Origin of the sequence: Sphaerisporangium fuscum, from assembly GCF_018531465.1 — a bacterium.
Lineage (GTDB): Bacteria > Actinomycetota > Actinomycetes > Streptosporangiales > Streptosporangiaceae > Sphaerisporangium > Sphaerisporangium fuscum.
In genome coordinates this window covers 211029-230809 of the sequence record NZ_JAHDTF010000001.1, presented here as the reverse complement: position 1 = coordinate 230809, position 19781 = coordinate 211029, and the positions used below count along the sequence as shown (strand labels likewise).

General features: G+C 72.1%; 17 protein-coding genes. 8 read left to right on the top strand and 9 right to left on the bottom strand.

What is annotated here, in order from left to right; all coding sequences use genetic code 11:
* Positions 1–33: 33 nt before the first annotated feature.
* Positions 34–600: a hypothetical protein gene (locus tag KIK05_RS01010; RefSeq protein ID WP_214408559.1), complete on the bottom strand. Its 567-nt coding sequence runs from the start codon at positions 598–600 to the stop codon at positions 34–36.
* 484 nt (positions 601–1084) lie between these two features.
* On the opposite strand from KIK05_RS01010, the gene KIK05_RS01005 reads away from it, so the two are divergent.
* On the top strand, positions 1085–2089 hold the full coding sequence (locus tag KIK05_RS01005) for an alpha/beta hydrolase (protein WP_214408558.1): 1005 nt from the start codon (positions 1085–1087) through the stop codon (positions 2087–2089).
* Positions 2090–2213: 124 nt separating this feature from the next.
* Positions 2214–3251, top strand: coding sequence for a helix-turn-helix domain-containing protein (locus tag KIK05_RS01000; protein WP_214408557.1), 1038 nt, complete (start codon positions 2214–2216; stop codon positions 3249–3251).
* A gap of 3 nt (positions 3252–3254) precedes the next feature.
* Here KIK05_RS01000 and KIK05_RS00995 read toward each other — a convergent pair whose 3' ends face one another.
* On the bottom strand, positions 3255–3893 hold the full coding sequence (locus KIK05_RS00995) for a LysE family translocator (RefSeq protein WP_214408556.1): 639 nt from the start codon (positions 3891–3893) through the stop codon (positions 3255–3257).
* A gap of 263 nt (positions 3894–4156) precedes the next feature.
* On the opposite strand from KIK05_RS00995, the gene KIK05_RS00990 reads away from it, so the two are divergent.
* On the top strand, positions 4157–5440 hold the full coding sequence (locus tag KIK05_RS00990; protein ID WP_214408555.1) for a hypothetical protein: 1284 nt from the start codon (positions 4157–4159) through the stop codon (positions 5438–5440).
* A 3-nt stretch (positions 5441–5443) separates the two neighbouring features.
* On the opposite strand, the gene KIK05_RS00985 is transcribed toward KIK05_RS00990, so the two are convergent.
* Together KIK05_RS00985 and KIK05_RS00980 are read right to left on the bottom strand one after the other, a co-directional pair.
* The gene (locus KIK05_RS00985) at positions 5444–5695 is read right to left on the bottom strand and encodes a hypothetical protein (protein ID WP_214408554.1); all 252 of its coding nucleotides are present in this window, start codon (positions 5693–5695) and stop codon (positions 5444–5446) included.
* 19 nt (positions 5696–5714) lie between these two features.
* On the bottom strand, positions 5715–6674 hold the full coding sequence (locus KIK05_RS00980; RefSeq protein WP_214408553.1) for a LysR family transcriptional regulator: 960 nt from the start codon (positions 6672–6674) through the stop codon (positions 5715–5717).
* Between the two features lie 76 nt (positions 6675–6750).
* Between KIK05_RS00980 and KIK05_RS00975 the strand changes: the two genes are divergently transcribed.
* Complete coding sequence (locus KIK05_RS00975) at positions 6751–7725, top strand: threonine ammonia-lyase (protein WP_308249679.1); 975 nt, start codon at positions 6751–6753, stop codon at positions 7723–7725.
* 11 nt (positions 7726–7736) lie between these two features.
* On the opposite strand, the gene KIK05_RS00970 is transcribed toward KIK05_RS00975, so the two are convergent.
* Genes KIK05_RS00970 through KIK05_RS00960 form a run of 3 tightly spaced genes read right to left on the bottom strand, consistent with a single transcriptional unit; the run spans position 7737 to position 11499 of the window.
* Positions 7737–8333, bottom strand: a complete 597-nt coding sequence (locus KIK05_RS00970) for a TetR/AcrR family transcriptional regulator (protein WP_214408551.1) — start codon at positions 8331–8333, stop codon at positions 7737–7739.
* A complete protein-coding gene (locus KIK05_RS00965; protein ID WP_214408550.1) occupies positions 8330–10585 on the bottom strand; it encodes a YhgE/Pip domain-containing protein in 2256 nt (751 codons plus the stop codon). Before KIK05_RS00965 ends, KIK05_RS00970 begins: the two co-directional genes overlap by 4 nt.
* Complete coding sequence (locus tag KIK05_RS00960; protein ID WP_214408549.1) at positions 10582–11499, bottom strand: ATP-binding cassette domain-containing protein; 918 nt, start codon at positions 11497–11499, stop codon at positions 10582–10584. Before KIK05_RS00960 ends, KIK05_RS00965 begins: the two co-directional genes overlap by 4 nt.
* A 297-nt stretch (positions 11500–11796) precedes the next feature.
* Between KIK05_RS00960 and KIK05_RS00955 the strand changes: the two genes are divergently transcribed.
* Positions 11797–12774: a pectate lyase family protein gene (locus KIK05_RS00955; protein WP_214408548.1), complete on the top strand. Its 978-nt coding sequence runs from the start codon at positions 11797–11799 to the stop codon at positions 12772–12774.
* A 101-nt stretch (positions 12775–12875) separates the two neighbouring features.
* Here KIK05_RS00955 and KIK05_RS00950 read toward each other — a convergent pair whose 3' ends face one another.
* Positions 12876–14111, bottom strand: coding sequence for an aminotransferase class V-fold PLP-dependent enzyme (locus KIK05_RS00950; protein ID WP_214408547.1), 1236 nt, complete (start codon positions 14109–14111; stop codon positions 12876–12878).
* Between KIK05_RS00950 and KIK05_RS00945 the strand changes: the two genes are divergently transcribed.
* Positions 14110–15498 carry an aminotransferase-like domain-containing protein gene (locus KIK05_RS00945; RefSeq protein ID WP_214408546.1) on the top strand — a complete coding sequence of 463 codons (1389 nt, stop codon included), beginning with the start codon at positions 14110–14112 and terminating at the stop codon, positions 15496–15498. The genes KIK05_RS00950 and KIK05_RS00945 overlap by 2 nt on opposite strands.
* Before the next feature lie 22 nt (positions 15499–15520).
* On the opposite strand, the gene KIK05_RS00940 is transcribed toward KIK05_RS00945, so the two are convergent.
* Positions 15521–16861: a dipeptidase gene (locus KIK05_RS00940; protein WP_214408545.1), complete on the bottom strand. Its 1341-nt coding sequence runs from the start codon at positions 16859–16861 to the stop codon at positions 15521–15523.
* A 314-nt stretch (positions 16862–17175) separates the two neighbouring features.
* Between KIK05_RS00940 and KIK05_RS00935 the strand changes: the two genes are divergently transcribed.
* Positions 17176–18567, top strand: coding sequence for an aspartate aminotransferase family protein (locus tag KIK05_RS00935; protein ID WP_214408544.1), 1392 nt, complete (start codon positions 17176–17178; stop codon positions 18565–18567).
* Between the two features lie 93 nt (positions 18568–18660).
* Positions 18661–19773 (top strand): alanine dehydrogenase, encoded by a 1113-nt coding sequence (ald, locus tag KIK05_RS00930; protein WP_214408543.1) that lies wholly within the window; start codon positions 18661–18663, stop codon positions 19771–19773.
* Positions 19774–19781: the final 8 nt, after the last annotated feature.

The window sequence follows — 19781 nt, the reverse complement described above, 5'->3', positions numbered from 1 at the left end:
CGCAGGAGGTGGCCCGGCTTTCGCGTTCATTGGTCATGTGGGCTCGCAGCCGACGTATGAGAGCGTTGAGCCCAGTCCCACTCTGCTCGGCTCCTCACCAAGGGCCAGCGCCTTGGCCGTGCTGCTGACGACGACATCCGCCACCCAGAGAAGTGGTTCCTTGGCCGACGGGGCATGGCTGTACTCGAAGCGAGGGGGTCGTCCTGCCAGGCCGCCGAGGACCCTGCGATCATGCCGATCCTGGTTCATTTCGCGCTCTGTCAGCACGATCCACCGCGTCCCGCCGGGCAACTGCTGTATCAGCCAAGTGAGAGCTCGGGCGCGAGCGGCCTCCTTGCGCTTGGGGCGCTCAAAGCGGCAGCCGTACACGCGAGCCGAGATCGGCAGAGACGCGATCTCCTGAATCAACGCGGCGCGGGTCGGGGCGTCCTCCTGGGACCAGTGGGGGGCGCGAGCGCTAGGTATGACCGCGCACAGCCGCTTCCTGACCTCTTCCGCGAGAGCGGGGTGGGCCAGCACCAGGCCGACGGCGTACAGCTGTGCGTCGGTATGTATCGACTCATCGATGAAACCGGCCAAGGGTGATTCGACAGGATGCACAAGGTAATCATGTCGTAACGCAATGTATTTGATCGGCCGTTTGTGTGAACACCACTGGGCGAGGCTGCTGGATGTCGGCCTCGCGTTGGTTGCCGGTGTTGCGATACGTCCACATCTCGCGGATCAGGCCGCCTTCCAAGCGGATCAGCCACCTGAGCCGGGTGGGCGAGGCCTCGTCATCTGAGCCGCGTCCCCCACCTCACCGGCCGCGGCCACCAGATCCCTGCCGCCGGGGAGGAGGGCATCGATGTGGAAGCGGAGGGCAGGCCGGCCGCTGAGACGTAGGGTTCCCGACGAGCCATGGCCCGATGATCACCGTATCGGGGCCCCGGCCAGGCCGGGTGGACGAATCATCCCGGCCGGTGCGGCCCCTACCCGCCAGTTGGCGGGTAGGGGCCGCCGTGTGGCGCTGTTGTCGGGGGTGCCGGTGTTGTTACGGTCGGCGGGACCGGTCACCTTTGGTAGCCCGATGCTGGGAGAGCCGATGACGACCACCTCAGAACCGTCCGTTCCACAGTCCGACCGGGTCGGACCGCCGCCGCCGTTCGACGCGGAGCTGGCCGCCGCCCTGGAGATGATGCAGCTCCCGCCCGCGTTCCTGCCGGAGATGATCCCGCAGATGCGGGAACATCTCCGGCAGGCGCCGGCCGTGTCGAACGAGCAGCTCGGCCGTGGCGGCGCGTTCGACGTCGAGGAACGCCTCGTGCCCGGCCCGGCGGGAGCGCCCGACATCTCGCTGCTCATCTGCCGTCCCGCGGCCGCCGCCACGCCGCTCGCCGCGCTGTACGTGATCCACGGCGGCGGGATGATCCTCGGTGACAACCGCACCGGGCTCGACGACCTTCTCGACGTGGCGCAGGAGTTCCAGCTCGTCGTGGTCTCCGTTGAGTACCGGCTGGCGCCCGAGAACCCCCATCCCGCTCCCGTGGAGGACTGCTACGCGGGACTGGTCTGGACGGCGGAGCACGCCGAGGAACTGGGCGTCGACCGCGAGCGCGTCCTCGTTGTCGGGGCCAGCGCGGGGGGTGGCCTCGCGGCGGCGGTGGCGCTGATGGCGCGCGACCGGGGCGGTCCCGCGCTGATCGGGCAGATGCTGATATGTCCCATGCTGGACGACCGCAACGACACGCCGTCCAGCATCCAGATGGCGGGCCGCGGGGTCTGGGACCGCACGGCCAACGAGACCGGGTGGACGGCCCTGCTCGGCGAGCTGCGGGGCGGGCCGGACGTCTCCCCGTACGCCGCGCCGGCCCGGGCGGCGGACCTGTCCGGGCTGCCCCCGGCGTTCGTCGACGTCGGCTCCGCCGAGACGTTCCGGGACGAGGACGTGACGTACGCCTCCCGCATCTGGCAGGCGGGCGGCCAGGCCGAGCTGCACGTGTGGCCCGGCGGGTACCACGGGTTCGACGGCTTCGCCCCGCAGGCGGCGATCTCGCAGGACGCCAAGAACGCGCGCACGCGCTGGCTGCGCCGAGTGCTGGGAGGCTGAGCGCCCCTCGCCACCGGGGCCGACTCCAGCTCGGCGAAGGGTTATCGCCCCGCGGCGGCGGTCGTCGCCACCGGGCGGAGCGAGACCGTCGAGCACTGAGGCAGCCGTCGGGCAGAATTGATCCATGCGCGAGCTGGCCGGCCGTCTCGCGGCCTTCGACGCCGCCGCCGCCGACGCGGTGCAGGTGATCGCGTACTTCGATCGGCTGATCGAGGGACGGGCGGGCCTGGAGGCCCTGGTCCGCGGGGCGGCGGTGCTGTCCGGCTGCCCCGCCCGCCTGGTGGACGACGAACGCCGCCTGCGGGTCCGGGTCGAGCCGGACGGCCGGCGCCGCGACGACGCCGGTCCGGCCGACGACTCGTGGCTCCGGCTGCCGCTGGCGCCCGGCGGGCCGTCGGCCGTGTGGCTGGAGCGCGCCGGACCCGCCGGAGCCGTGGACGCGATGGTGCTGGAGCGCCTCGCGGCCGCCGTCCGCGTCGTCCTCGACCGGACGAGGGGAGGCTCGCCGGCCCCCGATGACCCCGCGCTGGTCGAGACGGTTCTCGACGCCTCGGCGCACGCGCTGGTCCGCCTGGCCGCCGCCCGGCGGCTCGGCCTGACCGCGCCGCTGGCCCGCGCGGTGGCGCTGCCCGGTGGCGTGGCCCGATTGGAGCCCGTGCCGGGCCCGGGGGCGCGGCCCCGGCAGGAGAACGACGGACGCGCGGGCGCCGGGCCGGCGGCGAGGGACGGGCGGGCCGGAGTCGGGCCCGTGGTCCCCCTGCTCGAGCTGCCGGCGTCCTGGGCCGCCGCGCGCACGGCGCTGCGCTTCACCGCCGACGGCGGCGAGCAGGACCCCGGTCCCCGGGTGGTGTACGCCGACGAGCTCGGCGGGCTCGCCGTCCTCGCCGCCGCGGTCGGCCCCGGCACGGCGCCGGTGCCCGACGTGGAGGCGCTGGAGCGCGCGGGGGCGGCCGCCCGATGGATGCTCACCACGCTCGACGCGGTCGCCTCCTGTTCCAGCCTGAGAGCGGCGGCGGTGGCGCTGCACGTGCACCATTCCACGCTCCAGGAGCGGCTGGCGCAGGCCGAGCACCTGCTCGGCTGGCCGGTCCGCGAGCCGCGGGGACGGCTGCGCCTGCAGCTCGCCCTCGCGCTGCGGCGCCTCCACCGGCAGCCCGGATGACCGCTACGCCTTGGCCGTGCCGTCCCCCGCGAAGGCCGCCACCGCGCCGAGGCCGATGTACACCAGGCCGCTGGTGACGTCGAGCCGGCGCGCGGCCACGGGGGAGCGGCGCACGCGGCCGGCGAGGGCGGAGGCGAGCAGGGCGTACCCGCCGTCGCTCGCCATGCCGAGCGCGATCCAGACCAGGCCGAGCACCGTGACCTGGAACGCCACCGGCCCGAGGTCCGGGTCGACGAACTGCGGGAGGAAGGCGAGGAAGAAGATCGCCGTCTTCGGGTTGAGCACGTTCACCACGAAGCCCTCGCCGAACAGGCGTGACCGGGAGACCGGCGCGACCTCCTTGGCCAGGGAGCCGGACCGGTCGAAGAGCTTGCGCAGGCCGAGGTAGACCAGGTAGGCCGCGCCGAGGTACTTCACCAGCGTGAACGCCGTGGCCGAGGCCGCCAGCAGCGCGCTCAGGCCGAGGGCGGCGGCCACGACGTGCACGACCGACCCCGTGTGGATGCCGGCCACGGACACGAGCCCGGCGGCCCGGCCCTGGGCGACGCTGCGGGTCACGATGTAGACGACGGCGGGCCCGGGGACGAGCAGCAGCGCGAGCGTGGCGGCGGCGAACACCGCGAGCGTGGTCAGGTGTGGCATGCCGCTGATAGTAGGACCCGCTCAGGATCAGGGGCCATCCGGTTTCCGGGCCGCCATCGCATCGAATGCTGTGGGCGGCCGGTCAAGCCGGCCGTCGCTTTTGGTGAATAATCTATGTCTTCGCGGGGTGGGCTTGACTCGGCCGTCAACGGCCGGGTCCGGAGCGAAGGGGGACGGGACGCGTTGACGGGGACCGCGTGGAGCCTGGACGCACGTCTCGAACCGACCGTGGGAGCACCGCGGCTGACGGTCGGGCGGTCGCGATGGCGCTGATGCTCCCGCCGGCGCTCGAAGCGGGGCTCGGCCTGCTGGGGGTGCCCTGGCCCGGCCAGGACGAGGACGGGCTCCGCGCATGCGCCACCGCCTACCGTGCCTGCGCCAAGGCGCTCACCACCGACGTCATCCCGCTGGCCGACGCCGCACTCCACAAGATCGGGGCGCACGACATCGGGGACCACGTCGAAACGTTCCGGGCTTTCTGGGCCGAGTACCACAAAGACGGCGACGACTCCTCCCACCTGCCCAACCTCGCCACCACCCTGCACGCCTTCGCCGATGTCCATGACGTCGCCGCCGACATCGTCGAGGCGCTCAAGGTGCTCCTCATCACCTGCGCGGCCGCGGCCCTGGCGTGGCTCGTCGCCTCGGCCGCCTTCGCCGGCATCGGTGCCGTCCCGGCGCGGGCCGCGATCCTGACCTTGCGCGGCGGCGCCCAGCGGTCCTGGGCCGTCTTCCGGCATCAGCTCGAACGTTTCCTCGGAAAGGGCGTGGCCGGCGCCGTCCGGAACCGTCTTCGCCGTCTGCTCGGCGCCCGTCGGCCCCTGCACGACACACCGGCCGCGATGACCGGAGGGGCCGCGCCGGGGGCGCGGCGGTTCACCTCTGACGAACTGCGCGTCCTCGCCGAGACCGAGGCGCGGGTCCAGCGGAGGCTCGTCGACAGGCTGGGGCCGTTCGCGCCGAGGATCGACTTCACGTCGGTCGCCATGGATCCGCGCATCGCGCGAGAGTTCGGCGACGCCCTCGACCGGCTCGGCGAGCGGTTCCCGAATGTGATGGCCAAGCTGAAGGAGATCGGCGTGAGCGACCCCAGGAGCAGGTTCGGATCCGACGGCCGCGGCGCCTACTCCGTGCTGGCCGGTGATGATCGCGGCATCTACTTCGACCCTCACCAGCTGACGGACCACCAGGTCGTCGCGTCCAGGTACGCGGCGAACATGAACTCCGGCTGGCTTTCACAGGGCTGGCGATCCGTGCAGGCGATCGTCCATCACGAATTCGGCCACCACCTTCTCGTCAATCTGCCGCCCAGTGGCGAGCGGCGGCTGAATCAGGCCATCCGGGACGTGCTCGGCCGGAGGGTCGATGTCCAGGGCGGGATGTTCCATCCGGCGACCGCGGCCCGGGTCAGGGAGGAACTGGGCGGCTACGGCGCCACCGAACCACACGAGATGATCGCCGAGGCGTTCGCGGAGTACATGTCGTCAAGCTCCCCGCGTCCGCTCGCCAGCGCGATCGGCAGGGAACTGGAGAGCATCTTCAACTGAGGTTCAGGAGGCCCGCACCCGCTCCTCGTAGAGCCGCAGCGGCATCTCTCCGTAGTCTTTGAGGACGAACCGGATGCCGTTGTCGCCCGGATACGGATTCCGATGGTCGAAACCGCCGAAGAAGATCGCGTCCGGGACCTTCTCCGGGAACGCGTCGCAGTGCGGCGTCCACAGGTCCGCCGAGGTCTCCGCCTCGGGATTGCGGCGCAACCGCAGGCGCGCGCAGGCGTCGCAGATGTTCGGCTCCCGTACCATGATCTCCCCTCCTCGAAGGTCACGAGCCTATCGCCGCGGCGGCCCCGGCCGGTGACCCCGCGGCGCCGTCGAGGGCGGCGCTCTCGGCCGCGGACGCCAGCGCGCGGACCAGGGCCGCCGTCGCCGGAGGATCGGGCGGCTCGCCGTAGACCGCGGCGATGACGTTCCTGCTGGAGCCGGGGATCTCGCTCAGCCGTACACCGGGGTGGCGATGGGCGGACAGCGCCAGGCGCGGCAGTACGGTGACACCCAGCCCGGCGGCGACCATGGCCTGCACCGCCACGTAGTCGTCGGTGGTGAACGCGATGGCGGGGTCGAACCCGGCCGCGCCGCACAGCGCCAGCAGGTGGCTCCTGCACCGGTCACATCCGGCGATCCACTTCGCGCCGGCGTACGAGCCGAGCTCCCCGCCCGGATCCACCTGCGGTGGGGTGACCAGGAACCCCGGGTCCTCGAACAGGCCGACCGTCCTCACCCCGCCGGCGCCGGCGCCGTCCACCCCCATGTCGGTACCGAGCCCCGAGGTGCCGTACCGGAACGTCACCGCCACGTCGACCTGGCCCGCGCGGAGCATGGCGAGCGCCTCGGGCGGCTCCGCCTCGATGAGGCGCAGGTCCAGGCCGGGGTGCTCGCGGGCCAGCCGCAGCGCCGCCGCGGGGACGAACGTGCCAAGCGCCGAGGGGAACGCGGCGAGGCGTACCCGCCCGGAACGCAGGCCGACGTGCGCCGCCAGCTCGTTCGACGCGGCGTCGAGCCGGCCGATGATCTCCGCGGCACGGTCGGCCAGGAGCCGCCCCGCTTCGGTGAGGCGGATGCCCCGCCCCACTCGCTGGACCAGCTTCGCCCCCGTCTCGGCCTCCAGCCGGGCCAGATGGTGGCTGACCGAAGGCTGGGAGTAGTGCAGTTCCCGGGCCGCCGCGGTCACCGAGCCGTGCCTGGCCACGGCATCGAGGACGCGTAAGCGCAGGACATCGAGCATCTATCAACCATATCTATGGGAAAGAGCGTGGGTTGGCATTGGACCTATGGATGGCCGATGCCCGAGCGTGGTCTCCGTGCAAACGACTTCGCCGTCCGTCACCGACGTCCTCCATGCCGCCCAGCTGATCGCTCCCCGCCTGCCCGAGACGCCCTTGTGGTCGTACCCCGTGCTCGACCGGCGGACCGGGGCGGAGACCTACCTCAAGCACGAGAACGCCCAGCCGACCGGCGCGTTCAAGGTCAGAGGCGGGATCAACCTGATGGCGCGGCTCCCCGAGGAGCAGCGGGAGGCGGGGGTGCTCACCTACTCGACGGGCAACCACGCCCAGTCGATCGCGTACGCCGCGCGGGCCTTCGGCGTCCCGTGCACGATCGTGATGCCCGAGAACCCGAACCCGTCGAAGGTGGCGGCCCTGGAGGCGCTCGGCGCCGCGATCGAGGTCAAGGGCGCGACGATGGTCGAGGCGGGCGAGTACGCCGCCACCCTGGCCGCCGTGCAGGGCAACCGTCTGATCAGCCCGGCGGACGAGCCCGACCTCATCGCCGGGGTCGGGACGCTGTACCTGGAGATCCTCAACCGGTGCCCGGACCTCGACGCGATCTTCGTCCCGATCGGCTCGGGGACGGGCGCGGCGGGCGCGTGCCTGGTGGCCAAGGCCGTCGCACCCCGCTGCCGGATCATCGGCGTGCAGTCGTCACTGGCTCCCACGGCGCACGACTCCTGGCGCGCCGGTGAGCTGGTCCGGCGTCCGGTGGGGACGGTCGCCGACGGCCTGGCCACCGGCTCGGCCTTCGCGACGCCGCAGAGGATCATGCGCGACCTGGACGACTTCATCCTGGTGAGCGACGAGGAGATCCGCCAGGCCCAGCGGATCCTGCTGTACGAGGCGCACACGCTGACCGAACTCGCCGGCGCCGCCGCCCTCGCCGGCCTGCTCGCCAGGAGGGAGGAGTTCGCGGGCCGGAAGGTCGCCCTCGCCTGCACCGGCGCGAACGCCTCCCCTGCCGAGCTCCACCGGCTGCTCTCGTCGCCGCCCGCCGGCACCTGACCCTGCCGGGCTCAGGACGCCGCGGCGGCGTTCCGGCCGGCTATGCGACCGTGGAGCAGGTCGACGAGGGTGGAGTGGATCTCGGTCAGGGGGCGCTCGGGGTGGAGCGCGCGGTGCTCGATCGACACCGTCAGCACCATGCCGAAGACGGCCGTCGCCGCCGTCTCGACGTCGAGGTCGGTGCGCAGCAGCTCCGCCGCGACGGCCTCGCGCAGCACGTCGGCGTACACCCCGAGGGCCTGCTCGCGCAGCCGGGCCACGGCGTCCTGCCAGGTGGTGCGCCACATCTCGGCCAGCAGGACCCTGGCGAACGCGCCGTACTCCTCGAAGAAGCGCAGCTGCGCCATCACCACCGCGTCGAGCCGGCGCAGCGCGTCGCCGGGCTCCGACTGGCGGGCCTGGTGGAGGGAGTCGGCCAGCCGGTGGATGCCGTGTTCGAGGAGGGCCGCGAACAGGGCGTCCTTGCTGCCGAAGTTGTAGAACACCGTGCCCTTGGCCACCCCGGCGCGCTCGGCGATGGCGTCGACGGTGGTGGCGCTGTAGCCCTGTTCGGCGATCAGCTCCACCGCGGCCATGTAGAGCTTGAGCTGGGTCTCCATGCGGCTCATAGCGACAGCTCCGGGTGCAGGCGGCGCAGGGACCAGGTGCGGCTCCGGTGGACGGCGAGCACGGTGAGCGCCAGGCCGAGGAGGGTGAAAGCGGTGAGCACGCCGCAAGCCTGCCACACGACCGCGGCGTCACCGCCGCTGATCAGGCGCCGCAGGGCACGCACCACCCAGCTCATGGGCAGCCACGGGGAGATCGCCTGGAAGAAGCCGGGCGAGGTCTCGATCGGGTAGGTGCCGGCCGCGGAGGTCAGCTGGAGCATCAGCAGCGCCAGGACGAGCACGCGGCCGGGCGGGCCCACCAGGGCGTTCACGGCCTGGACGATCGCGAGGAAGGCGCAGACCGTCAGCGCGAGCAGGCCGATCATGCCCGCCCAGTTCGCCGCCTGCAGCCCGAGGCCGAAGCGTATGACGCCCAGCAGCACCGCGATCTGCAGGAAGCCCATGGTGACGCCGGGGACCCAGCCCGCCATGGCGATCCGCCAGGCGGGGGCGGAGCCCGCCAGAAGGCGCGGGTTCATCGGGCGCAGCACCATGTAGACCACCATCGCCCCGACCCACAGCGCGAGCGGCACGAAGAAGGGCGCGAAACCCGTGCCGTAGTTGGGGACCCGGTTGTCGATCTCACTGTCGAGGCGCACCGGGTCGCTCATCATGCCCGTGCGGCTGTCGCGCTCGGGGGCGGTGTAGTCGGGGATCTTGCCGGCGCCGTCGCTGAGGCCGCTCGCCAGCTGCTGGGAGCCGTCGGCCAGCCGGTCGAGGCCGTGGTCGAGGTCGCCCGCCCCCGCGTGCAGCTTGCCGATGCCGGCGTCGAGCTTGCCCGCGCCCTGGCCGAGCGCGGCGAGCCCGCCGCTGAGCTGGTTGGCGCCGTTGCTCAGCTGGGACAGCCCCGAACCGAGCCGGCCGGTGGCCTGCGCCGCGGTGCCCGCGCCCTGGCTGAGCTTGGCCGAGCCCGCGGCGAGCTGCTTGAGGCCGCTGTCGAGCTGGTTGTACTTGTCGCGGGCGGCGTCGAGCTTGGTGCCGAGCGTGGGGGCGGCGGCGGCGAGCTTGCGGGCGGCGACGGCGACCGCGCGCGCGTCGTGCCGCACCTCGTCGATGGCGTCCTGCTGCGACTGGACGCGCTCCTGCAACCGGCCCGCGGCGTCGGCGAGCGCCTGCGCGGAGTTCGAGGCCCTGCGCAGCAGCGCCCGCAGCTTGGGGTCGGCGTCAGGGTGGTCGTCGAGCCAGCCCTCCACCGCCGCGAGGTCGCGCTGGGCGCGCTCGGCGTCGGCGTTGATCTGGGAGGGAAGGTCGCCGAGGCCGTCGGCGAGGAGGTCGGCGCCCTTCGCCACGGTGAGCGCGGCCTGCCGGATCTTCTCGCCGTCGCCCTTCAGGATCGGGACGTACTTGTTCGCGGCGTCGTTGATCGTGCGGGAGTAGGCGTGGACGCTCTTGTACGCCTGGGCGTTGCCGGCGGCGACCTTCTTCGCGCCCTGGTCGAGCTGGACGAGACCGCGGCGCAGGGTCTCGGCGCCACGCTGCGCCGTCGCGAGCCCTCCGGCGAGCCGCGACGCGCCGTTCTGGGCGGCGGCGGCGCCGGTGGCCAGGCGGTGGGTGCCCTTCTGCGCGTCGCCGAGCCCGTTCTCGAGCCTGGCGGCGCCCTTGCTGGCCTGCGCGGTGCCGTCGCTCAGCTTGTCGGCGCCCTTGGCGGCCTTGGCCGTGGCGTCGTGGATCTCGCCGAACGACAGGAAGATCTTGTCGAGGTAGCCGCGGATCGCGCTGCGGCTCGCGGCATCCCTGACCTCGGCGAACACCGCGTCGGAGATCGTGCGCATGATGTAGCTGCGGCCGGTGTCGACGCGGACGCCGAGTTGCGCCGGGGTGGGGGAGCCGTCGCCGTTGGGCGAGGCGAGGTCGGCGCTGAAGTCTTCGGGGATCGTCAGGGAGAGGTAGTAGGTGCCGTCCTTCACCCCTTGGTCGGCCCGGCGCGCGTCGACCTGGTGCCAGGCGAAGACCCGGCGCTGGCGCAACTCCTCGGCGAGGTCGGCGCCCGCGTCGAGGGTCTTGCCGTCGACCGTGACGGGCCTGTCGGCCACGACCAGGGCCACGGGGATGCGGTCGAGGTTGCCCTGAGGGTCCCAGAACGACCAGAGGTAGAGCCCGGCGTACAGCAGGGGGAGGAGCACGACGGCGGCCAGCGCCGCCCGGGTCAGGCGTGACCTGGTGAACCGGCGAAGCTCCAACCGCCCGAGGTGAAGCGGGAGCGGCTTCCTCACGACTGCTCCTTCCACGTCGCGGGGGTCGTCACCGGCGCCGCCCCGGCGGGGCCGTCCGGCCGCGACGTCTTCTCCGCCTCGCGGGCGGTGTCGTCCTGAGTCTGGTGCGCCTGGTGGGCGGCGTCGTCGTGCGGGCGGCCGGTCTCGGGTTCGGAGGCCGTCTCCGGCACGTGGGGATGAAGGTCCTGCTCGCGGACCAGGGACACGACGGCGTCGACGCCGGCGGGCGGCTCGGTCGCCGCGACCACCACGGTCAGCCCGCGGCCCGTGAGGCCCCGCAGCGTCGTCAGCAGGGCGCCGCGCTGGTCGTCGCGCAGGCCGGCGTCGAGGTTGTCGACCAGCAGCAGCTCGGGTTCGTCGAGCAGCGCGAGGGCGATGCCGAGGCGCATCCGCTGGTCGCGCCCGAGGTAGCGCACCAGGGTGCGATCGCCCTCGGACAGGACGGACACGTCGAGCCCGGCGTCGAGCAGGACGGCCTCGGCGATCTGGTCGTCGCGGTGCCGGCGCCCGCCGTGGCGCGGGCCGGTGGACGGACGGCCGAGCAGCTCGCGGGCCCGCAGCACGGCGGCGTACGGCAGGGGACGGTGCGGGCGCAGCCTCTCGTGGACGTGCTCGCGGACGGACAGGCCCTCGTCGAGGTCGTTGACGCCGTCGACCAGGCCGAGCGCCGCCAGGCGCCGGATGCGGTGGAGCTTGGTCTGGCCCGCCACGGCCAGTGTGCCGTCGGTGGGACGCATGCGCCCGGCGAGCGTCAGCAGCAGGCTGGTGCGGCCGCTGCCCGACTCTCCGACGAGGGCGAGGAGGCTTCCCGCGGCGACGTCGAGGTCGATGTCGCGGTAGACCCAGCCGTGGCCGCCCTTGAGGGACAGGCCGCTCGCGAGGATCGCCGGCGTCTCCGGACGCTCGCCTGGCATCGCAGGACCCCTTCTTTGTACTGACTGGTCAGTTTAAAGCTACCACCATCGCGGTCGCTTCGCGTTGCCCTGCTGTGAACGTTTCATGCCGTTCACGTGTGTGAAACCGGTCGCGGGGGAGGTCGCGCAGCTCGTGGCCCTCGCGGCCCATGTCGATCAGGCGCCCGGCCGCTCGGCGTGACCGGCCGGGTTGACAGCCGTGAGGGCCGTTCCTACCTTTCAAGTCGTTCGCTCACATGTATGACGTACATATATGTGGACGCTTCACGAAGCCCGGACAAGAGCCGAGGAGTGATCATGGGCGTGATCGTGAGCAAGAGGAACGCAGGCGGCGCCGTCCTGGCGGCGACCGGCCTGGTGCTGGTGGGCGGCCTCGTCAACGGCACGGCGTCGGCCGCCCCGGCGGTGGTCCAGGCGGCGGCCCCCGGCCTGGTGGGCTGGGCCACGCAGAACGGCGGGACCACGGGCGGCGGGAGCACCTCGCCGACCACGGTGAGCAGCGCCTCGGCGCTGACCAGCGCGCTGTCGGCCTCGGGCGCGGCGGTGATCCGCGTCTCGGGCACGATCACCTGTTCGGGGATGCTGAAGGTGACCTCGAACAAGAGCATCCTCGGCAACGCGGGCGCCACCATCGTCGGATGCGGCCTCAACGTCTCCCAGGCGAAGAACGTGATCATCCGCAACCTCGCCTTCAGGGACTGGAGCGACGACGCGATCAACGTCCAGTACTCCACGAACGTGTGGATCGACCACAACACGCTGAGCCACGGATACGACGGGGCCGTCGACATCAAGCGCGCCAGCGACTACGTCACCGTCTCCTGGAACCGTTTCTTCAACCACGACAAGCTGATGCTGCTGGGCCACAGCGACGACAACGGCTCGGAGGACCGCGGGCACCTGCGGGTGACCTACCACCACAACTACTTCGACGGCACCACCCAGCGGCACCCGCGCGTGCGCTTCGGCAACCCGGTGCACGTCTACAACAACTACTACGCGTCGGTGAAGAGCTACGGCGTCGCCTCCACCAAGGAGGCGGGCGTGCTGGTCGAGGGCAACTACTTCGAGAACACCAGCGACCCCTACCACCGCGGTGAGGGCAGCTCGCCCGCGGGCAACCTGGTCGCCCGCGACAACTACCTCTCCAACTCCGGGAGCGGGGACGCCGGAGGCAGCGTGGCCTCGATTCCCTACTCCTACACCCTGGACACCCCGTCGAGCGTGAAGTCGATCGTGACCGCCGGCGCAGGCGCCGGCAAGATCACCGTCTGAGGTCAGGGGACGACCCCGGCGCGGGAAGCACGGACAGCGGCAAGCCCCTCGTGCGACGGCACGAGGGGCTTTGGCGTTCCCGCCGCCGTCCGGCCCGCGCCCTACGCCCGGTGGCCGCCGCTCAGGCTGCCGACCGCCGCGACGACCCGGTCGACCTCCTCCTCGGTGTTGTAGTAGTGCGGTGACAGGCGCAGGCACCATTCGACGTCCTTGTCCCCGAAGTCGAACTGGGCGAACTCGCGGAAGCTGAGCGCCGAGTTGACGCCGCGGGCGTCCATGGCGGCCTTGAACGGCTGCGGCCGCCACCCCTCGATCGCGAACGTGACGATGGCTCCGAGCCGCGGTCCCCGGTCGAGTACCCGCACACCGGGGACGGCGGAGAGCCCCTCGCGAAGCCGGGCGGCCAGCACCGGCGACCGGCCCGCGATGGCGTCCATGCCGACGCGGCGGGCGTAGCGCGCGGCGGCGGCGCAGCCGAGCACGGTCGAGTAGGGGAACTCCCACTCCTCGAACCGGGCCGCGGAGTCGACGGGCCGGTAACGTCCGGGCTCGACCCAGCGGGCGCCGTGCATGTCGATGAACAGCGGCTCGTAGCCGGCGGCGAGGACCCGGTCGGACACGTACAGGAAGCCGGAGCCACGCGGGCCGCGCAGGAACTTTCGGCAGGTGGCGGTGAGCATGTCGCAGCCGATCTCGGCCACGTCCACCGGGTACTGGCCGATCGACTGGCAGGCGTCGACGAGGTACAGCAGGTCCTGCTCGCGGCAGTGCCGCCCGATCTCGGCGACCGGCTGGATCAGGCCGGAGTTGGTGGGGATGTGGGTGGCGGCCACCAGCCGGGGGCGGTGGGCGCGCATCAGGGCGGCCATCGCGTCCACGTCCACTCCGCCCTCGGGGGTGTCGGGCGCGTGCACGACCTGGACGCCGTAGCGCTTCCGCAGGGAGAGGAAGGCGATCTGGTTGGAGATGAAGTCGTTGCGGGTGGTCAGGATGACGTCCCCGGCCTCGAAGGGGATCGAGGACAGGGCGGTGGAGTAGGCGTGGGTGGCGCTGCCGGCGAACGCGATGTTCTCGGGACCGCAGTTGATCAGCGCGGCGATCTCGCCGTAGAACCCGCGGACCTCGGCCTCCCGGGCCGCCGAGGCCTCGTATCCGCCGATCCGCGCCTCCAGGTGGAGGTGGTCGAGCATCGCGGTCAGGACCGGGGTGGCGAGCAGGCCGCATCCGGCGTTGTTGAAATGGACGACGTCGTGGCAGCCGGGGGTGTCGGCCCGCAGGGCGGCGACGTCGAGTAGCGATTCCGAGGCGGAGATAGAAGTGCTACTGTCAACTCTCATGTATGACGGTAGCACTTCTGCCGCTCTCGCCGACAGCCTTCGAGCCCTGATCGCCCGGCTCTCGCCCGGCGACCGGTTGCCGAGCAGCAGGGAGCTGACCCAGCGCTATCGTGTCGGCCCCGGCACGGTGTCGCGGGCGATCGCCGAGCTGGCCGCCGAGGGCGCCGTGGTCACCCGGCCGGGCAGCGGCACCTTCGTGGCCACGCGCACAAGGGAGCGCCCTGAGGCGGCCGACACGACCTGGCAGACCGTCGCGCTGGCCGACCGGGCCGTCGACACCGGCTCGATCACCGACCTGCTGGGACCGCCTCCGCCGGGCACGATCATGCTGGACGGCGGATACCTGCACCGGTCACTGCAGCCGGCCCGGGCGCTGAGCGCGGCGCTCGCCCGCGCCGCGCGCCGTCCCGATGCCTGGGACCGCGCGCCGACGAATGGGCTGGCGCCCCTGCGCGCGGTGTTCGCCAGGATGGCCGGCGGTGGCGTGACCCCTGACGACGTGCTGGTCACCGCGGGCGGGCAAAGCGCCCTTTCGATGGCGTTCCGGGCCATGGCCGCGCCGGGCAGCCCGGTTCTGGTGGAGTCCCCCACCTATCCAGGGGCGCTGGCGGCGGCACGCGCGGCGGGGCTGCGCCCGGTGCCGGTGCCGCTGGACGACGACGGCGTACGGCCGGGCCTGCTCGCCGAGGCCTTCGCCATGACGGGGGCGCGCCTGTTCTACTGCCAGCCGACCTACCACAACCCCACCGGGACGGTGCTGGCTACCGAGCGCCGCCGCCAGGTGGTCGACGTGGCGCGGGCCGCGGGGGCGTTCGTCATCGAGGACGACTTCGCCCGCCACCTCGGTCACGGCGGGCCGCCGCCGCGTCCTCTGGTGGCGGACGACCATGACGGCACGGTCGTCCACCTGACCTCGCTCACCAAGCCCGCGGCTCCCAGCCTGCGGATAGGGGCGCTGGTCGCCCGCGGGCCGGTGATGGAGCGGCTGCGGGCGATCCGGCTGGTCGACGACTTCTTCGTCACGCGCCCGATGCAGGAGGCCGCGGTCGAGCTCCTCAGCTCACCCACCTGGGACCGGCACGTCCGCGCGCTGGCCCCGGTGCTGCGCGAGCGCTGCGAACGGCTCGCGTCGGCCCTGGTGCGCGAGCTCCCGGACTGGAACATCACCCGGCCGCCCCTCGGCGGGCTGCACCTGTGGGTCCGGTTGCCGGCCGGCGTCGACGACATGATGGTCGCGAGCGCGGCGCGGCGGCACGGCGTCGCCGTCGGACCGGGCCGCCGCCATTTCGCCGCCGAGCCGCCGGCGGCCTGTCTGCGCCTGGCGTTCGCCGCCACCGGCGACGCCGCCGATCTGTCCGAGGGCGTGCGGCGGCTCGCGAGCATCTGAGCGCCGCACGTCCTCGAGCAGGTCAGAAGTTGCCGTAGTCCGCCAGGAACAGGGCCTCGGCCGTGGCGGCGCGGCGCAGTTCCTCCAGGTCGAGGCGCTCGTTGGGAGCGTGGATGGAGGCGGCGTCGTCCTCCGCGCCGAACAGCAGGATCTCGGCGGCGGGGAACTGCTTGACCAGCGTCGCGACCAGCGGGATCGAGCCGCCCGCGCCGATGTCGCGCGGCGGGCGGCCGAAGGCGCGCTCCATCGCGCGGTTCAGCGCCGACCTGGCGCGGCCGCCGGTGTCGGCGAGGAAGCCGGAACCGAGGACCTGGTCGGTCACCGACACCTGCACCCCCCAGGGAGCCACGCGGCGCAGGTGCTCGACGACGTCGTGGGTGGCGGCGCCGGGGTCGCCCGCGGGAGGCACCCGGACGGTCACGCGCGCACGCGCGACCGGCTGCACGGCGTTGACGGCGTCCTGCACCGACGGCACGTCGATGCCGGTCACGGTGATGGCGTAGGAGGCCCAGAGACGGTCGGCCAGCGAGCCCGACCCCACCAGCGACACCCCGTCGAGGACGCCGGCGGCGCCGCGGAACCCCTCCTCGGAGGGCCCCGAGCCGAGGAAGATCCCACGCGGCAGCCCCGGCACGCGGATGTCGCCGTTGTCGTCGTGCAGCGAGGCGAGCATGCGGATCAGCGCGGCCAGGGCGTCGGGGGCGGCGCCGCCGAACTGGCCGCTGTGCACGGCCTCCTTCAGCGAGCGGACCTCGATGGTGAACGCGGCCATGCCGCGCAGCGAGGTCGTGACGGCCGAGTCGCCCGGTGCGGGGTTGCCGGTGTCGGCCACGACGATCGCGTCGGCGCGGAGCAGGTCGGGGTTGCGCTCGACGAACGCCTCCAGCCGCTCGCCGGCGTACTCCTCCTGGCCCTCGATGATGACCTTGATGCCCACGGGGAAGCGGCCCTGGAACGACCGCAGGGCGAGGACATGGGCAATGATGCCCGACTTGTCGTCGGCGGCGCCGCGGCCGTACAGCTGCCCGTCGATGAGGGTGGGCTCGAACGGGGGAGTGCGCCACAGGGCCGGGTTCCCGGCGGGCTGCACGTCGTAGTGGGCGTACAGCAGGACGGTGGGGGCGCCGGGCGGGGCGGGAGCCTCGCCGTACACCGCGGGGAAGCTGCCCTCGACGGGCAGTTGCCGCACGTGGGGCAGGCCGGTGCTGCGCAGCAGCTCCTCGGTGGCCGCGGCCGCCGCGAGCACCGGCTCCTCGGGGTAGCCGGGGAAGGCGACCGAGGGAATGGAGACGAGCCGTCTCAGGTCGTCGACCGCACGTGGCATCTCGGCTGTGACGGCGTTCTCGATCTGGTCAGGAGTCACGGATTTCTGTCCCCCGCATCGTCGCTGATGGAGCTCATGGATTCGACACATTGCACCATAGACAGGACGGCACCCGCGCCGGTAAGCCGACAGCGCCCGCACCAGCGGATATCCGCCGTCCGTACTCGCCACGCCGTGAAGGCCCGGCCGGGCCGCGGGTTCTCCCTACGACATCCCCAAACGAATTTCGTCGTGGTTACAGACCGATATCACGGATTCCGAAGTTCTTGCAGAGTGTCGCCACGCAACCAGTTGTGTTCGCTCATGCGGAGCATGCACACTGAGGGGAGTCGAGATCACGAGGAAAGATAGTCATGACGCGACCCGAGACCGACACGGCCGCAGTCCTTAAGGCAGCGCAGGACAACCTGTGGATGCACTTCACCCGCCACGGCGCCTACGACGCCGGCGAGGTGCCCACCATCGTCCGAGGCGACGGCGCCTACATCTACGACATCCACGGCAGGCGCTACCTGGACGGCCTCGCGGGGCTGTTCGTCGTGCAGATGGGACACGGACGCACCGAGCTCGCCGAGGCCGCGGCCAAGCAGGCGCAGGAGCTGGCGTTCTTCCCCCTCTGGTCGTACGCCCACCCCAAGGCGGCCGAGCTGGCCCACCGCCTGGCCCAGGTCACGCCCGGTGACCTGAACCGCGTCTTCTTCACCACCGGCGGCGGCGAGGCCGTCGAGTCGGCCTGGAAGCTCGCCAAGCAGTACTTCAAGCTCACCGGCAAGCCGCTCAAGCACAAGGTCATCAGCCGGGCCATCGCCTACCACGGCACCCCGCAGGGCGCCCTGTCGATCACCGGCATCCCGGCGTTCAAGCAGTTCTTCGAGCCGCTGGTGCCGGGCTCGGTGCGTGTCCCGAACACCAACCACTACCGCGCCGACGAGATCAGCGGTGTGCCGGGCATGACCCCCGAGCAGTACGGCCGGTGGGCCGCCGACCAGGTCGCCAGGGCCATCGAGATGGAAGGCCCCGACACCGTCGCCGCCGTCTTCGTCGAACCGGTGCAGAACGCCGGCGGCTGCTTCCCGCCGCCGCCCGGATACTTCCAGCGCCTGCGGGAGATCTGCGACCAGTACGACGTGCTGCTGGTCTCCGACGAGGTCATCTGCGCCTTCGGCCGGCTCGGCACGATGTTCGGCGGCCAGAAGTTCGACTACGTGCCCGACATCATCACCTGCGCCAAGGGCCTGACCAGCGGGTATTCGCCGATCGGCGCGATGATCGCCTCCGAGCGGCTGTTCGAGCCGTTCAAGTCGGGCTCGGCGATGTTCGCCCACGGCTACACCTTCGGCGGCCACCCGGTCGCCGCGGCCGTGGCGCTGGCCAACCTCGACCTGTTCGAGCGCGAGGACATCCTCGGCCACGTCACCAGGAACGAGCCGGTCTTCCGCGGGACGCTCGAGAAGCTGCTCGACCTGCCCATCGTCGGTGACGTCCGCGGCTCGGGCTACTTCTACGGCATCGAGCTCGTCAAGGACAAGGCGACCAAGCAGACCTTCAACGAGGAGGAGTCCGAGCGGCTGCTGCGGGGCTTCCTGTCCAAGGCGCTGTTCGACGCGGGTCTCTACTGCCGGGCGGACGACCGCGGCGACCCGGTCGTGCAGCTCGCGCCGCCGCTCATCTGCGGCCCGGAGCACTTCGACGAGATCGAGTCTATTCTGCGTTCCGTCCTCACCGAGGCCTGGAACCGTCTCTGACCGAGCGGGGAAGTCTCGTCGGGGTTCAGCGTCAGTTCCGTGGTGCCCGACGTGCAGGCGCCCCGGACCCATGCATCCTGAAAGGATTACGCGATGAAGATCGGCGTGCCTGCCGAGGTCAAGAACCACGAGTACCGTGTCGCCGCCACGCCGGCGGGCGTGCACGAGCTCGTCCGCCACGGCCACGACGTCTACGTCCAGCGTGACGCGGGCCTCGGCTCGCACATCCCCGACGAGGACTACCTCTTCGCCGGCGCGAAGATCCTCGACAGCGCCGACGAGGTGTGGGGCGAGGCCGACATGGTGCTCAAGGTCAAGGAGCCCATCGCCGAGGAATACCACCGGATGCGCGAGGGCCAGGTGCTGTTCACCTACCTGCACCTGGCCGCGTCCCGCGAGTGCACCGACGCCCTCCTCGACCGCAAGATCACCGGCATCGCGTACGAGACGGTGCAGGTCGGCAACAGCCTGCCGCTGCTGGCCCCGATGTCGGAGGTCGCCGGGCGGCTGGCGCCGCAGGTGGGCGCGTACAACCTGATGCGGTTCAACGGCGGCCGCGGCGTGCTGCCGGGCGGCGTGCCGGGCGTCGCCCCGGCCAAGGTCGTGGTGATCGGCGGCGGCGTGTCGGGCCTGAACGCCGCGCAGATCGCGGTGGGCATGGGCGCCGACGTCAGCATCCTCGACGTCAACATCGACCGGCTCCGCCAGATCGACGCGATCTACCAGGGCCGCCTGAAGACCATCGTCTCCACCTCCTACGCCATCGAGCAGGCGGTCGTGGAGGCCGACCTGGTCATCGGCGCCGTGCTCATCCCGGGCGCCAAGGCCCCGACCCTGGTGTCCAACGAGCTGGTCTCCCGCATGAAGCCGGGCTCGGTGCTGGTCGACATCGCCATCGACCAGGGCGGCTGCTTCGAGGACTCCCGGCCGACCACGCACGCCGACCCCACCTACAAGGTGCACGACTCGGTGTTCTACTGCGTGGCCAACATGCCGGGTTCGGTGGCCAACACCTCGACCTACGCGCTCACCAACGCCACCCTGCCGTACGCCGTCAAGCTGGCGAACCTCGGCTGGCAGGAGGCGCTGCGCGGCGACGCCGCCCTGGCGCTCGGCCTCAACACCCACGCCGGTCAGCTCACCTACGAGCAGGTGGCCGACGCGCACGGCCTGCCGTACACCCGCCTCGCCGACGTCCTCGCCTGACCCCAGGC